This is a genomic window from Variovorax sp. KBS0712 (genome assembly GCF_006323185.2).
GTDB classification, from domain to species: Bacteria; Pseudomonadota; Gammaproteobacteria; order Burkholderiales; family Burkholderiaceae_C; genus Variovorax; species Variovorax boronicumulans.
This window is the reverse complement of sequence record NZ_VCCD02000002.1, coordinates 1,375,691-1,389,661: the sequence shown is the minus strand read 5'-3', so window position 1 is coordinate 1,389,661 and position 13,971 is coordinate 1,375,691. Positions and strand designations below refer to the sequence as shown.

General features: G+C 65.3%; 15 protein-coding genes. 7 read left to right on the top strand and 8 right to left on the bottom strand.

What is annotated here, in order from left to right:
• The 8 genes from FFI97_RS23460 to FFI97_RS23425 form a co-directional block, all read right to left on the bottom strand.
• The gene (locus FFI97_RS23460) at positions 1–1,074 is read right to left on the bottom strand and encodes a Rieske 2Fe-2S domain-containing protein (RefSeq protein ID WP_139705538.1); all 1,074 of its coding nucleotides are present in this window, start codon (positions 1,072–1,074) and stop codon (positions 1–3) included.
• Complete coding sequence (locus tag FFI97_RS23455) at positions 1,071–2,255, bottom strand: terpene synthase family protein (protein WP_139705536.1); 1,185 nt, start codon at positions 2,253–2,255, stop codon at positions 1,071–1,073. The genes FFI97_RS23460 and FFI97_RS23455 overlap by 4 nt, the downstream gene beginning before the upstream one ends.
• A gap of 94 nt (positions 2,256–2,349) precedes the next feature.
• Positions 2,350–3,297 carry an SAM-dependent methyltransferase gene (locus tag FFI97_RS23450; RefSeq protein ID WP_139705535.1) on the bottom strand — a complete coding sequence of 316 codons (948 nt, stop codon included), beginning with the start codon at positions 3,295–3,297 and terminating at the stop codon, positions 2,350–2,352.
• 42 nt (positions 3,298–3,339) lie between these two features.
• Positions 3,340–5,235: a 1-deoxy-D-xylulose-5-phosphate synthase gene (gene dxs / locus FFI97_RS23445; RefSeq protein WP_139705534.1), complete on the bottom strand. Its 1,896-nt coding sequence runs from the start codon at positions 5,233–5,235 to the stop codon at positions 3,340–3,342.
• A 411-nt stretch (positions 5,236–5,646) separates the two neighbouring features.
• Positions 5,647–6,630: a lipoyl synthase gene (gene lipA, locus FFI97_RS23440; RefSeq protein ID WP_062480166.1), complete on the bottom strand. Its 984-nt coding sequence runs from the start codon at positions 6,628–6,630 to the stop codon at positions 5,647–5,649.
• A 7-nt stretch (positions 6,631–6,637) separates the two neighbouring features.
• The gene (gene lipB / locus FFI97_RS23435) at positions 6,638–7,315 is read right to left on the bottom strand and encodes a lipoyl(octanoyl) transferase LipB (protein WP_139705532.1); all 678 of its coding nucleotides are present in this window, start codon (positions 7,313–7,315) and stop codon (positions 6,638–6,640) included.
• Entirely contained in the window at positions 7,312–7,620 is a 309-nt protein-coding gene (locus tag FFI97_RS23430) for a YbeD family protein (protein ID WP_095747011.1), read from the bottom strand. The genes lipB and FFI97_RS23430 overlap by 4 nt, the downstream gene beginning before the upstream one ends.
• Positions 7,617–8,510 (bottom strand): D-amino acid aminotransferase, encoded by an 894-nt coding sequence (locus tag FFI97_RS23425; protein WP_139705530.1) that lies wholly within the window; start codon positions 8,508–8,510, stop codon positions 7,617–7,619. Before FFI97_RS23425 ends, FFI97_RS23430 begins: the two co-directional genes overlap by 4 nt.
• A gap of 137 nt (positions 8,511–8,647) precedes the next feature.
• Between FFI97_RS23425 and FFI97_RS23420 the strand changes: the two genes are divergently transcribed.
• Genes FFI97_RS23420 through atpG form a run of 7 tightly spaced genes read left to right on the top strand, consistent with a single transcriptional unit; the run spans position 8,648 to position 13,954 of the window.
• Complete coding sequence (locus tag FFI97_RS23420) at positions 8,648–9,118, top strand: ATP synthase subunit I (RefSeq protein ID WP_056576477.1); 471 nt, start codon at positions 8,648–8,650, stop codon at positions 9,116–9,118.
• A 26-nt stretch (positions 9,119–9,144) separates the two neighbouring features.
• Complete coding sequence (gene atpB / locus FFI97_RS23415) at positions 9,145–10,023, top strand: F0F1 ATP synthase subunit A (protein WP_062480174.1); 879 nt, start codon at positions 9,145–9,147, stop codon at positions 10,021–10,023.
• A gap of 49 nt (positions 10,024–10,072) precedes the next feature.
• Positions 10,073–10,342, top strand: a complete 270-nt coding sequence (gene atpE / locus FFI97_RS23410; RefSeq protein WP_056576471.1) for a F0F1 ATP synthase subunit C — start codon at positions 10,073–10,075, stop codon at positions 10,340–10,342.
• Positions 10,343–10,375: 33 nt separating this feature from the next.
• Positions 10,376–10,846: a F0F1 ATP synthase subunit B gene (locus tag FFI97_RS23405; protein ID WP_062480176.1), complete on the top strand. Its 471-nt coding sequence runs from the start codon at positions 10,376–10,378 to the stop codon at positions 10,844–10,846.
• 7 nt (positions 10,847–10,853) lie between these two features.
• On the top strand, positions 10,854–11,384 hold the full coding sequence (locus tag FFI97_RS23400) for a F0F1 ATP synthase subunit delta (protein WP_062480178.1): 531 nt from the start codon (positions 10,854–10,856) through the stop codon (positions 11,382–11,384).
• 47 nt (positions 11,385–11,431) lie between these two features.
• Positions 11,432–13,045, top strand: a complete 1,614-nt coding sequence (gene atpA, locus FFI97_RS23395) for a F0F1 ATP synthase subunit alpha (RefSeq protein WP_062480180.1) — start codon at positions 11,432–11,434, stop codon at positions 13,043–13,045.
• A 33-nt stretch (positions 13,046–13,078) separates the two neighbouring features.
• Positions 13,079–13,954: a F0F1 ATP synthase subunit gamma gene (gene atpG, locus FFI97_RS23390; protein WP_062480182.1), complete on the top strand. Its 876-nt coding sequence runs from the start codon at positions 13,079–13,081 to the stop codon at positions 13,952–13,954.
• Positions 13,955–13,971: the final 17 nt, after the last annotated feature.

The window sequence follows — 13,971 nt, the reverse complement described above, 5'->3', positions numbered from 1 at the left end:
TCATCCGCGGGTCCACACGCCGCCGCCGTCGATGTCGGGGAGGTCGGTGTCCGATACCGGTGCTCCCGGGTAGAACTGGGCCGACCAGCGTCGGAACGCTGCCACCGCCGCGTCGCCTGCCATGAGTTTCGGGTGCTCGACATAGCGCCGGTTGCTCCAGATAGGAAAGTCGGCGGCGACCACGTGGACGAACCACTTGTGCGCCAGCTTGATGATCAGGGCGTACAGCGGCCGGCGAAGCACGGCCGGCAGCGCATCCATGCGCGCCACACGCAAGGCATCCGTCCATCGGAACGTCCACTTCAGCGGCGCCGTGGGCGTGGGGAAAGCGCAGGTCGTCACCTTGACGCCCAGGCTGGCCACGTCGCTTTCTCCCAGCACGTAGCCCAGCCCGTGGGAGGTGAGTCGGATCTTGATCTCGATGCCGTGCCAGCGGCCGCTCAGGTGGGTCGTCATCCATTGGGGGCCGGCCTCGTGATGCATCGCCACGTCGGTGAACCCGTGCAGCCAGGCGAAATGCGAGAGGTCGGTGGCGTTTTCCGCCACGTCGTGGGGGTAGCCCTCGAGGTCGAAGCTGCTGCCCTTGGGCTTGGAGAACCCTTGCGTGTCGACGTCCGGAATCTCCCATTCCGGGGCCTGCCCTGTGCGGTGATTCCAGACCACCACCATGCCGTTGCGCTCCTGCGTGAACCGCCGTGTCAGCGTCGCGTGGGGCGGTTTCTGGCCGCCGCAGGCGCGCACGCAGCTTCCGTCGGGCGCGAACGCGAGCCCATGGAACGGGCAGACCAGGTCGTCGCCGTCGACCTTGCCGCCGTGGCCCAGGTGCGCACCCAGGTGCGGGCAAAAGGGTTCCACGGCGAAGGCCTCGCCGGCGTGGGTCCGGTAGACCACCAGTTCCTGCCCCATGAACGGCACGGTGCGCACGTCGCCCCGCTTCAGTTCGTGGCTGAAGCACACGGCGAACCATCCGTCCGGATAGGGCAGCACGCGCCGGCCGCGGATGAGCGTGTCCGACGCCCTCGGACCGCTGCGCTCGGCCGGGCGCAGGTCGTGCACCACGGCAGCGTGGGTCATGCGGCCACCGCGCGCGGCCTGTGGACGTAGCTTTCCTGCGTCGCGTTGAAGATGCGTCCGGCTTCCCGGGCAGGTTCCACCAGTTGGTTCGGATGGAAATCGCTGTTCGCGCTGCGGCGCGCGGGGTCGTGGCGCCACCACCACTGGATCGCTGCGATCGGCACCGGCTCGAGGCTCCTGTCGTGGGGCTGGTCGGCCGGTCCGCCGCCATCGAAGCAGGGGGCCGTGTCGTCCGCGCTGAGGCAACGGTAGCGCTCGTCGATCCGGTGCCATTCGAGGATGCCGGTCTGGTAGTGGATCAGTGCTTCGATGTAGCGCGCGACCTCTGGCGTGGCATCCTGCAGCAGTTGCTCGCGCAGCCGCACGAACAGGCCCATGACACGGTCGTGCATGGCGTTGAGCCAGTTCAGCGCCTGCATGCCGTCGAAGTTGAATTCGCGACGGATGGCATCGATCACGTTGTGGCCGCGCGTGTCCAGGCTGCTGCGCATGGTCTCCTTGGCATAAGAGAAGAACTCGTTCTCCCAGACCACCAGCGTGGCGGCCATTTCGGTCATGGCCACGATCCTGCGGTCCAGGTAGGTGGCCTGGTCGATGTCGATGCCGGCCACCACGTGCCGCAGCACCGGAAAGACCATGCCGCCGCCGCCGGTGAGGCGCAGCAGGACGCATTCGCTCAGGCTGGGGAACATGCAGGCAGCCTTCACCATCTCGGCCATGAAGTACCCCTTCTGCGCCTCGACCACGCGCCCCACCTGGTCGGGTGTGGCGTGCTGTTCGAGGCGGATGCGCAGCTCCTGCATCGACAGGCTGTAGCGGTCCGTCGGGTCGACCGGATGCTCGGGAGACTCGAGCGCGCGGCTCATGCGTGCGGCGGCCATGATCATGGCTTCCGGCTTTTTCGTGACAGGCGCTTCGTCGCACCACTCATCGTCGTAGGCGAAGGCCCAGGCCATCCAGTCGGACGCGATCTGGATGAGTGCGTCGGTGCCGGTCGGGTAGGCCAGCGCGGCCAGGCGCCCCCAGCCTGCGCGCACCATGCGGCGCTTCTGGGGCTCGTCCCAATAGAGTTCCCAGTGCTCGAGCCAGTCCGCCGTGTCCTTGTCGAACTGCGCCACCTTGGGATGCATGACGTGCTGGAACGGGCAGTACATCGGGGGGAGCGTGATCAAAGTTCTCATGGGGTTCACCGAGTTCCTTCTGGAGGGGAGGCGCTGCCCGGCCTTGCGGGCATTCGGACGACGAGGGGTGAAGGCGCGCGCTGTGCGCACCAGCTCAGGACGCGGACCTGCGCGCGATCACGCTGTACGTCGACACCTTGTTCTTGATCAGCGCCACCGACCAGTTCTCGGCCAGCACGCGCAGCTCTTCGAGCGGGGCGGGAATGTTGTTCGCCGTGAAGTGGCGCTCGATGTTGGCCTTGGAGTCCATCAGCCAGTGCGCCACGTCGATGTTGGACGGCAGCACGCGCATGTCGGTCACGGGAAAGCCGTTGTCCTCCAGCACCTGGCGGAAGTACGCGGGCGTCTTGCGGTGCTTGCAGGCCAGCCGGTCGACCTCGTCGGAGGTGTCCGACTTGTAGTTGTCCGGCGCCACGTTGTAGAGGTTGTCCGAGATGATCACCTGCCCGCCGACGCGCACGCGGGTGGCGAGCTTCTTCATCGTGCGTTCGTACAGGTCGTCCGGAAAGTGCGAGATGACGCCGCGGATGATCACCAGGTCGTAGGGCAGCTGCGGGTCGGGCAGCAGGTCCACGTCCTGCGCGTTGCACTGGTAGAGCGTGATGCGGTCGGTGAGGCCCTGTTCGGCATGGAAGCGCGCGCAGTGCTCCAGCTGCGAGCGGCTGACGTTCACGCCTTCGAGCCGCTGGCATTCCGGGAAGCGCGTGGCCAGGTGCTTGAGGATGTAGCCCCAGCCGCAGCCGATGTCCAGGATGCGGTGGACCGGGCGGCGGTCGGGGTCGGTCAGTCCCGCCAGCTTCAGCTGCCGGTCGAAGTACTTGATGCCCGATTCGTCCAGAGTGATCGGCTGCGGCGACTCGGGGTCGTCGTACACGCCGAACTGGAACAGCAGGTAGTCGCCGATGGCCTTGCGCCAGTCCTCGGGGTTGTCCTGGTAGGTGTATTCGACCTTGGCCTGGTAGGCGCTGACCTCGGTGCCCCGGATCACCCGCAGCGAGGGCGGGGCGGGCGTATCGATGCGGCGTGCGGTGGCTGTGCTCATCGGGTTCTCCTGTGGCGATTTCAACGAAGGGAACGGTGGGTTTCAGGAAACGAGGCTCATGCGAGCCGTGCGGAACGCGGGGGCGTTGGCATCGAAAAACGCCTGGATCGACTGCACCAGCCCGTCGGCGTCCAGGCCGTGGGCGGCGAGCAATCGGGCGCAGTCGCCGTGCTCGACGAACTGGTCGGGCAGGCCCAGCTGCAGCGACGGAATCAGCACGCCCTGCGTGGCGAGCGATTCGAGGCAGGCCGCGCCGGCGCCGCCCATCACGCAGCCTTCTTCGACGGTCACGAGCACGTCGTGCGTCTCGGCGAGCGACAGCACCAGGTCGGCATCGAGTGGCTTGACGAAGCGCATGTTGGCGACCGTGGCGTCGAGCCGTTCGGCGGCGGCCAGGCTGGGCGCGACCATGGTGCCGAAGGCCAGGATGGCGATGCGCGCGCCCATCGGCTGCGTCGATTCGCGCCGCACCTGGCCGCGGCCGATGCGCAGCGGCTGCAGCGCACGCACGGGCAGCGCGCCGGGCCCGCCGCCACGCGGGTAGCGCACGGCGGCGGGGCCGTCGTGGCGCAGGGCGGTGTGCAGCATCTGGCGGCACTCGTCCTCGTCGGACGCGGCCATCACGACCATGTTCGGAATGCAGCGCAGGTAGGCGACGTCGAAGGCGCCCATGTGCGTCGCGCCGTCGGCGCCGACGATGCCGGCGCGGTCGACCGCGAACACGACCGGCAGGTTCTGCAGCGCCACGTCGTGGATCAGCTGGTCGTAGGCGCGCTGCAGGAAGGTCGAGTAGATGGCGACCACCGGCCGCATCCCCGCCGCCGCGAGGCCCGCGGCGAAGGTCACGGCGTGCTGCTCGGCGATGCCGACGTCGAAGTAGCGCTCGGGAAAGCGGCGCTCGAAGTCCATCAGCGCCGAGCCCTCGCGCATGGCCGGCGTGATGGCGACCACGCGCGCATCGGCCTCGGCCTCGTCGCAGAGCCAGTCGCTGAAGACCTGGGCGTAGGTCGGCTTGGCGGGGGCGGCTGCCGGGGCGGTCTTGATGCCGGCGGCGGGGTCGAACTTGCCGGGGCCGTGGTACAGGACCGGGTCCTGCTCGGCCGGGCGGTAGCCGTGGCCTTTCTGGGTGACGATGTGCAGCAGCTGCGGCCCTGGCTGCGCCTGCAGCTTCTGCAGGGCCGGAATCAATGCGCCCAGGTCGTGGCCGTCGATGGGGCCGGTGTAGTGGAAGCCGAATTGCTCGAACAGGGTGGCGGGCGACAGGCCGAGCTCCGAGGGCTCGCAGGGGGCCAGCGCCGGGCGCATGGCGCGCCATCTTTGCCGGCTGGCTTCATTGGCGCTGGCATAGGCGCGTTCTGAAATCAATCCGCCCAGATAAAGGCGCAGCATGCCGACGGGCGGTGAAATCGACATGTCGTTGTCGTTCAATATCACCAATAAGCGGCCGCAGGCCTGCGTATTGTTCATGGCCTCGAAGGCCATGCCGGCGCTCAAGGCCCCATCGCCGATCACCGCAATGGCGTGGTCGGTCGAATTGGAAATGCGGGCGGCCTGTGCAAATCCCAGGGCGGCTGAAATGGACGTGCTGGAATGCGCGGTGCCGAAATGATCGTGTTCGGATTCGGTGCGCCTCGGAAATCCGGAAATGCCTCCGAATTGGCGCAAGGTGGGCATGGCCTGGCGCCGGCCGGTCAGGATCTTGTGGGCGTAGCTCTGGTGGCCGACGTCCCAGACGATGCGGTCGCGCGGGGTGTCGAACACGTAGTGCAGGGCGACCGTCAGCTCGACCGTGCCGAGGTTGGAGGCGAAGTGGCCGCCCGTGCGGGACACGCTGTCGACGATGAAGGATCGCAATTCATCCGCAAGGCCCGGCAATTGCGCAATGCCGAGCTGGCGCAGCGAATGGGGCGAATCTATGGCTTCGAGCAGGGCGTGCATTCCGGTTTCTCCGTGAGATGGAAACGCGCGGGCCGTGGCGATTGAATTCTTTATGCGATGCGGTACTGGCTAATTTCGGACAAAACAATGCCTTGGAAATTGACGGTTCAATTTCCTTGTCAAAGCCTCCGAGGGAACCTGAAAGCGCGTTGGCTCCGGGTTTTTAATTCCGGGTCGGGCGAAATCAGGAGGTCAGCGTAGGGGATGGATTTGACGCACGCAAGCGAATGCGGCTGCAAATTTTTTGATACCCCGGGTTATTTACCCCCGAGGTTTTAATCAGTTTTTTGGATGGCGCGGCGCGCGCGCACGACCGCTACGGCCGTTCCAAAACGGCCGCGGTGCGAGGTCAGGGGGAGAGGAGGGAGGGGGCGCCGACGCCCGCGCATGGCGGGCGGCCGGGCGGTGCCGTCAGACGCCGGCGGCGTGCGCCTGCTGGTCGGCGTGGTAGCTGGAGCGCACCATCGCGCCCACGGCGGCGTGGCTGAAGCCCATCTTGTAGGCCTCTTCCTCGAACATCTTGAAGGTGTCGGGGTGCACGTAGCGGCGCACCGGCAGGTGGGAGCCCGACGGCGACAGGTACTGGCCGATGGTCAGCATGTCGATGTCGTGGGCGCGCATGTCGCGCATCACCTGCAGGATCTCTTCGTCGGTCTCGCCCAGGCCGACCATGATGCCGCTCTTGGTCGGCACGTTCGGGTGCAGCGCCTTGAACTTCTTCAGCAGGTTCAGGCTGAACTGGTAGTCGCTGCCGGGGCGCGCTTCCTTGTACAGGCGCGGCGCGGTTTCCAGGTTGTGGTTCATCACGTCGGGCGGCGCGGCCTTGAGGATTTCCAGCGCGCGGTCGTCGCGGCCGCGGAAGTCGGGCACCAGGATTTCGATCTGCGTCATCGGCGAGAGCTCGCGGATGTTGCTGATGCAATCGACGAAGTGCTGGCTGCCGCCGTCGCGCAGGTCGTCGCGGTCGACGCTGGTGATCACCACGTACTTCAGGCGCAGCTTGGCGATGGTCTTGGCCAGGTTGAGCGGCTCGTCCTTGTCCAGCGGGTCGGGGCGGCCGTGGCCCACGTCGCAGAACGGGCAGCGGCGCGTGCACTTGTCGCCCATGATCATGAAGGTGGCCGTGCCGTTGCCGAAGCATTCGCCGATGTTCGGGCACGAGGCTTCTTCGCAGACGGTGTGCAGGTTGCTTTCGCGCAGGATCTGCTTGATCTCGTAGAAGCGCGTGGTGGGGCTGCCGGCCTTCACGCGAATCCACTCGGGCTTCTTGAGCACTTCGCCGGTCTGCACCACCTTGACGGGGATGCGCGAGAGCTTGGCCGCGGCCTTCTGCTTGGCCAGCGGGTTGTAGGTTTCGGCGCTCTGGGCGTCGCGGACGACTTCGGTGGTGCTCATTGGTGTGTCAAGGAGCCAGGAAAGCCCCGAGCTTTTGGCTCAGCACTTTGGCGGCTTCTTCCCATGTGGTTTGGACGCCGATTGTAGAAAGGTCGACCGTTTGCAGCCCCGCGTAGCCGCAAGGGTTGATGCGCGAGAAGGGTTCGAGGTCCATCGCGACATTGAGCGACACACCGTGGTAAGTGGCGTGGCGGCTCACCTTGATGCCCAGCGCGGCGATCTTGCCCAGGCCCCGGAACGGGTCGGCGCCGGGCATCGGGCCGGTGAGGGCGGCGTGCGAGAACGGGTCGTCCAGGCGCACATAGATGCCCGGCGCGCCGGCCACGCGGTGGCCCGTCACGCCGAAGTGGGCGAGCGTGCGCAGCACCGATTCCTCGATGCGGTAGACGTATTCCTTGACGTAGTAGCCCGCGCGCCGCAGGTCGATGAGCGGGTAGGCCACCACCTGGCCGGGGCCGTGGAAGGTGACCTGCCCGCCCCGGTCGGTCTGCACGACCGGGACCGGGCCGGGGGCCAGGATGTGGTCGGTCTTGCCCGCCAGCCCCTGGGTGAACACGGGGTCGTGCTCGCAGATCCATAGCGCGTCGGGCGTCTCGGGCGTGCGCTCCTGCGTGAAGCGCTGCATCGCCGCGTAGGTGGCGAGGTAGTCGGCCCGGCCGAGCCACTGCGCTTCGAGGGGTGTCAAAGAACGACTTTCACCATCGGGTGCGCGGACAGGGCGCGGTAGAGGTCGTCGAGCTGCTCGCGGCTGGTGGCGGTGACGGTGATGGTCACGCCCAGGTAGTTGCCGGCCTTGCTGTCGCGCAGCTCGACCGTGGTGGCGTCGAAGGCCGGGTCGAAGCGCTCGGCGATCTGCGTGATGGCGTGCACGAAGCCGTCGACCTTCGCGCCCATCACCTTGATGGGGAACTGCGAGGGGTACTCGATCAGCGATTCCTTGCGCGGATCGGGGATCGATGCGGTGTCGGTAGGGGGCGTTGTGTCGGTCATGCGGTGGCTCCTGGCGCGTCGGCGTTGCGTTGCTTGGCCTGTTGGTAGGCGGCATACAAGCTTTGGTAGATGGGGCCGGGATGGCCATTGCCAATGGCCTGGCCGTCGAGTGTGACGACGGGCAACACTTCCTTGGTGGCCGAGGACAGCAGCAGCTCGTCGGCGCCGAACACCTCGTCGCGCGACACGCGCCGCAGCGCGAAGGGAATGCCGCTGTCCTGGCACAGGCGTTCGAGCAGGCCGTAGCGGATGCCGGTCAGCACGAGGTTGTCCTTGGGCGGGCCGATGAGCGTGCCGTCCTTCACGATCCACACGTTGCTCGACGAGGCCTCGCTGAGCCACTCGCCGCGGAACATCACGGTCTCGGTGGCGCCGGCCTCGACGCTGATCTGCCGCGCGAGCACCGCACCCAGCAGGCTGGTGCTCTTGATGTGGGCCTTCTGCCAGCGGAAGTCGTCTGCCGTGACGCAGGTCACGCCCTTGGCACGCACCGCACCCGCCACGGGCGGCAGGGGGTTCACCATCGCGAACACGGTGGGGCGCAGGCCGCGCACCATGACGTGGTCGCGCGGCGCCACGCCGCGCGAGACCTGGAAGTAGATCGCCTGCGGTGCCTTGCCCTGCGGTGCGGCAAGCTGCGTCGCGATGGCGCGCCATTCGTCGCGCGAGTAGGGGTTGTCGATCTGCAACTCGGCCAGCGAACGCTCGAGGCGCGCGATGTGTTCATCGAAGCAGAAGGGCACGCCGAAGTAGACGGGGATCACTTCGTAGATGCCGTCGCCGAAGATGAAGCCGCGGTCGAGGACGCTGATCTTCGCGTCGCGCAGGGGGGTGAATTCGCCGTTGAGAAAGCACGGCGTGTCGGGCAGTGCCGAGGTGATGTCTTGCATCCGCAAATTATGGGCGGACGCCACACTCGGTGCAGAACTGTCGACGAAGTGTCACGTTATGGCGGGACCCCGCTAGGTTTTACTTATAATCAATGGCTTTGTAAAATTCTCCGGGGACAAACACGGGGTGCATTCGAATGACAACCAACGCCCCTGTCCCTGAGGTTGACGCCGAAGAATCCGATTTCAAGCCACTCACGGCCGAAGAGGCCCAGAAGTTGCGCGAGCAAAACCCCGAGCTGTCACCCTGGTGGGTGATCGCAGCCCAAGTGGCTGCAGGCGTGGTGGTAGCTTGCCTGGCGTGGATCTGGACGGCGCGATCCGAGGCTGCAATCTCGGCGTTTTACGGAGCCATGACAGTAGCGATCCCCGCGGCCTTGTTTGTCCGCGGTGTCCGGCGCAAACCGGGCATGCCGTCGCAGGCTGTCATGTTGAGGTTTTTTGTGTGGGAGATGATCAAGATCGCGCTGACCGTTGCCTTGCTGGCTGCGGCGCCGTGGCTGATCGGGGGGCTCGTCTGGCTGGCCATGGTGGCTGGCGTGGTGGTCGCCATGAAGATGTACTGGGTGGCACTGTTGGTGCGGCCCAAATTTTTGAACCGGATTTGACTGTTTTGGAAGAGAGACGCTGAAAGATGGCCGCCGAAGGACACGCCCCGACCGCGAGTGAATACATCGTTCACCACCTCCAGCACTGGCAAGTCGACTGGAGCCTCAAGCCCGTCGTTCAATCCGCCATTGTTGACTTCAACGTCATCAACCTCGACTCGGTGCTCTACGCGCTGATCATTGGCGCATTGGGCTGCTTCGTGCTGTGGCTGGCTGCCCGCAAGGCAACGCCCGGCGTGCCCGGCCGTTTCCAGGCGGCGGTTGAAATCCTGGTCGAGATGGTCGACAACCAGGCCAAGGCCAACGTGCACAACGCCGCGAGCCGCAAGTTCATTGCCCCGCTGGCGCTCACCGTGTTCGTCTGGATCTTCCTGCTGAACGCGATGGACATGCTGCCGGTCGACCTGCTGCCGGCCATCTGGACCCAGGTCTACTCTGCCCTGGGCCACGATCCGCACCACGCCTACATGCGTGCCGTGCCGACTGCCGACCTCTCGACCACGCTCGGTCTTTCCACTTCCGTGCTGCTCCTGTGCCTCTTCTACAGCGTCAAGGTCAAGGGCCTGGGCGGCTGGGGCCACGAGCTGATCACCGCGCCCTTCGGTGCCCACCCTCTGCTGTGGCCCGTCAACCTGCTGATGCAGGTCATCGAGTACCTGGCCAAGACGGTCTCGCACGGCATGCGGTTGTTCGGCAACATGTATGCGGGCGAGCTCGTCTTCATGCTCATCGCTCTCATGGGCGGTGCCATGGCGGCCTCGTTCTCCGGTGTGATGCTGCCCATCGGGCACATCATTGCCGGCACCGTCTGGGCGATCTTCCACATCCTGGTGATCACGCTGCAGGCTTTCATCTTCATGATGCTGACCCTGATCTATCTGGGCCAGGCGCATGAGGCGCATTGAGTTTCCCTTTTTCTTTTCGTTTGCTTTAAATCTGTTCTAAGGAGTCATCATGGAAAACATTCTCGGTCTCGTCGCTCTCGCTTGTGGTCTGATCGTCGGTCTCGGCGCCATCGGTGCTTCCATCGGCATCGCGCTGATGGGTGGCAAGTTCCTGGAATCGTCGGCCCGTCAACCTGAGCTCATGAACGACCTGCAGACCAAGATGTTCATCTTGGCTGGTCTGATCGACGCGGCCTTCCTGATCGGCGTGGCCATCGCCCTGCTGTTCGCCTTCGCCAACCCGTTCGCCGCGACCCTGCTGGCCAACCTGCCCAAGTAAGCCGGTTCAACGCCACTCCAGAAAGGTGTTGCCGTGAGTATCAACGCGACCCTGTTCGTTCAGGCCATCGTCTTCCTGCTGCTGGTGCTGTTCACGATGAAATTCGTGTGGCCGCCCATCGCGAAGGCTTTGGATGAACGCGCACAAAAGATCGCTGCGGGCCTGGCGGCCGCCGAGAAGGCCAAGGCTGAACTCGCTTCCGCCAACCAGCGCGTCGAGCAGGAACTGGTTCAGTCTCGCAACGAGACCACCAGCCGCCTGGCCGATGCCGAGCGCCGCGCCCAGCAGATCATCGAAGAGGCCAAGGGCCGTGCAACTGTGGAGGCCAACAAGATCGTGGCCGACGCGCACGCCGAAGCCGAACAGCAGTCCGTGCGTGCCCGTGAAGCCCTGCGTGAGCAGGTCGCTGCACTGGCTGTCAAGGGTGCCGAGCAGATTCTCCGCAAGGAAGTCAACGCCGGTGTCCACGCCGACCTGCTCCAGCGCCTGAAGACCGAGCTCTGAGGACGATATGGCCGAACTTGCGACCATTGCCCGCCCCTACGCGGACGCGCTCTTCGGGGCTACTTCGAGCGACCTCGAAGGCACGGCCGGATGGATCGGCCAGCTGGCCGCCATCACTGCCGATCCGCAGCTCCTGCAGTTCGCTGCCGACCCGAAGGTGTCGCCGGAACAGATCTTCGATCTGATCTCCGGTCTGCTGCCGCAAGCCTTGCCGGACACCGGCAAGAACTTCCTGCGCACGGTGATCGACAACGGCCGGCTTGCTGCATTGCCTGAAGTCGCGGCCCAGTACCGCGAGCTCAAGAACGCCAAGGGCGGCACGGCCGACGCGGTGATCTACAGCGCCTTCCCGATCGACGCGGCGAGCCTCGCCGAGGTCGCCGTGGCACTGCAGCGCCGTTTCGGTCGCCCGCTGAACACGCGTGTGGAATCCGATCCTTCGCTGATCGGCGGCATCCGTGTGGTGGTGGGGGACGAAGTTCTCGACACCTCCGTCAAGGCGCGTCTCGAACAAATGAAAGCAGCGCTCACCGCCTGAGGCGGCGAGCCGCGGTTGGCCCTATTTATTGAAAGAAGGAAAGAGTCATGCAACTCAATCCCGCAGAAATTTCCGAACTGATCAAGAGCCGCATCGAAGGCCTTGGCGTCAGCGCCGACATCCGCAACCAGGGCACCGTGGTCTCGGTGACCGACGGCATCGTGCGCGTGCACGGCCTGTCGGACGCGATGCAAGGCGAAATGCTGGAATTCCCGCCCACGGCTGACGGCACGCCGTCGTTCGGCCTGGCGCTGAACCTCGAGCGCGACTCGGTCGGCGCCGTGATTCTGGGCGAGTACGAGCACATCTCCGAAGGCGACACCGTCAAGTGCACGGGCCGCATCCTGGAAGTGCCCGTGGGCCCCGAGCTCATCGGCCGCGTGGTGAACGCACTGGGCCAGCCGATCGACGGCAAGGGTCCGATCAACGCCAAGATGACCGACGTGATCGAAAAGGTCGCTCCCGGCGTGATCGCACGGAAGTCCGTCGACCAGCCGATGCAGACCGGCCTGAAGTCGATCGACTCGATGGTGCCCGTCGGCCGTGGCCAGCGCGAGCTGATCATCGGTGACCGCCAGACCGGCAAGACGGCAGTGGCGATCGACGCGATCATCAACCAGAAGGGTCAGAACATGACCTGCGTCTACGTTGCGATCGGCCAGAAGGCTTCGTCGATCAAGAACGTGGTGCGCTCGCTGGAACAAGCCGGCGCGATGGACTACACCATCGTGGTGGCCGCATCGGCTTCCGAATCGGCTGCCATGCAGTACGTGTCGGCCTACTCGGGCTGCACGATGGGCGAGTACTTCCGCGACCGCGGCCAGGACGCCCTGATCGTCTATGACGACCTGTCCAAGCAAGCCGTGGCCTACCGTCAGGTGTCGCTGCTGCTGCGCCGCCCGCCAGGCCGCGAAGCCTACCCCGGCGACGTGTTCTATCTCCACAGCCGTCTGCTCGAGCGCGCAGCCCGCGTGAACGCCGACTACGTCGAAGCCTTCACCAAGGGTGAAGTCAAGGGCAAGACCGGTTCGCTGACGGCCCTGCCGATCATCGAAACGCAAGCCGGCGACGTGTCCGCCTTCGTTCCGACCAACGTGATCTCGATCACCGACGGCCAGATCTTCCTGGAAACCAGCCTGTTCAACGCCGGCATCCGCCCCGCCATCAACGCCGGTATCTCGGTGTCGCGCGTGGGTTCGTCGGCGCAGACCAACCTGATCAAGAACCAGTCGGGCGGTATCCGTACCGACCTGGCCCAGTACCGTGAACTGGCCGCGTTCGCGCAGTTCGCTTCCGACCTCGACGAAGCGACCCGCAAGCAACTCGACCGCGGTGCGCGCGTGACGGAACTGCTCAAGCAGACCCAGTACAGCCCGCTGCCGATCTCGCTGATGAATGCCACGCTGTTCGCAGTGAACAAGGGCTTCATGGACGACATCGACGTCAAGAAGGTGCTCCCGTTCGAACACGGCTTCCACCAGCTGCTGAAGACGAGCCACGCCGCCCTGCTCGAAACCATGGAAAAGCATGGTGCCAAGTGGGACGTCAAGCCGGCCAAGCCGGACGACAGCGCGGAAAAGCAGGCCTTCAAGAAGGTGTGCCAGGACGCCGAAGCCGAACTGCTGGCAGCAGCCACCTCGTTCAAGAAGTCGTTCGCCTGAGCGACCTTTTGACCGACGCAAGAAGGAGCTCATATGGCAGCTGGTAAGGAAATCCGCGGCAAGATCAAATCGGTGGAGAACACCAAGAAGATCACCAAGGCCATGGAAATGGTCTCGGTTTCCAAGATGCGCAAGGCGCAAGAGCGCATGCGTGCCGCACGCCCCTACAGCGAGAAGATCCGCAACATCGCGGCGAACCTTGGCAAGGCGAATCCCGAGTACACGCACGCCTTCATGAAGAAGAACGACGCCAAGGCGATCGGCTTCATCATCGTGACGAGCGACAAGGGCCTGTGCGGTGGCTTGAACACCAACCTGCTGCGCGCCGTGACGGCCAAGCTGCGCGAAGCGCAGTCGGCCGGCGTGGCGATCGAGTCGGTCGCCATCGGCAGCAAGGGCCTGGGCTTCCTGAACCGCATCGGTGCCCGCGTGGTGGCGCACGTCACCCACCTGGGTGACACGCCGCATCTGGACAAGCTCATCGGCCCGGTCAAGACGCTGCTGGACGCTTACGCGGAAGGCAAGCTCTCGGCCGTGTACCTGTGCTACACGAAGTTCATCAACACGATCAAGCAGGAGCCGCTCGTCGAGCAGCTGCTGCCGCTGGCCGCAGACTCGCTGCAAGTCGAGGAAGGCCAGCATTCGTGGGACTACATCTACGAGCCCGATGCGCAAAGCGTGATCGACGAGCTGCTGGTCCGCTATGTCGAGTCGCTGGTCTACCAGGGCGTGGCAGAAAACATGGCGTCCGAGCATTCGGCGCGGATGGTGGCCATGAAGGCTGCCACCGACAACGCAGGCAATGTGATCAGCGAGCTGAAGCTGGTCTACAACAAGACCCGCCAGGCCGGCATCACCAAGGAGCTCTCGGAAATCGTTTCGGGCGCTGCGGCGGCCGCCGGTGTCTGAGCCCTTCGGACCTCAAC

Coding starts and splice junctions, on each gene's coding strand:
- dxs (WP_139705534.1), bottom strand. CDS start 5,235: ATGCACGCCCTGCTCGAAGCCATAGATTCGCCCCATTCGCTGCGCCAG.
- atpB (WP_062480174.1), top strand. CDS start 9,145: ATGGCCGCCGAAGGACACGCCCCGACCGCGAGTGAATACATCGTTCAC.
- atpE (WP_056576471.1), top strand. CDS start 10,073: ATGGAAAACATTCTCGGTCTCGTCGCTCTCGCTTGTGGTCTGATCGTC.
- atpG (WP_062480182.1), top strand. CDS start 13,079: ATGGCAGCTGGTAAGGAAATCCGCGGCAAGATCAAATCGGTGGAGAAC.
- lipA (WP_062480166.1), bottom strand. CDS start 6,630: ATGAGCACCACCGAAGTCGTCCGCGACGCCCAGAGCGCCGAAACCTAC.
- FFI97_RS23400 (WP_062480178.1), top strand. CDS start 10,854: ATGGCCGAACTTGCGACCATTGCCCGCCCCTACGCGGACGCGCTCTTC.
- FFI97_RS23430 (WP_095747011.1), bottom strand. CDS start 7,620: ATGACCGACACAACGCCCCCTACCGACACCGCATCGATCCCCGATCCG.
- FFI97_RS23425 (WP_139705530.1), bottom strand. CDS start 8,510: ATGCAAGACATCACCTCGGCACTGCCCGACACGCCGTGCTTTCTCAAC.
- FFI97_RS23450 (WP_139705535.1), bottom strand. CDS start 3,297: ATGAGCACAGCCACCGCACGCCGCATCGATACGCCCGCCCCGCCCTCG.
- FFI97_RS23455 (WP_139705536.1), bottom strand. CDS start 2,255: ATGAGAACTTTGATCACGCTCCCCCCGATGTACTGCCCGTTCCAGCAC.
- FFI97_RS23460 (WP_139705538.1), bottom strand. CDS start 1,074: ATGACCCACGCTGCCGTGGTGCACGACCTGCGCCCGGCCGAGCGCAGC.
- atpA (WP_062480180.1), top strand. CDS start 11,432: ATGCAACTCAATCCCGCAGAAATTTCCGAACTGATCAAGAGCCGCATC.
- FFI97_RS23420 (WP_056576477.1), top strand. CDS start 8,648: ATGACAACCAACGCCCCTGTCCCTGAGGTTGACGCCGAAGAATCCGAT.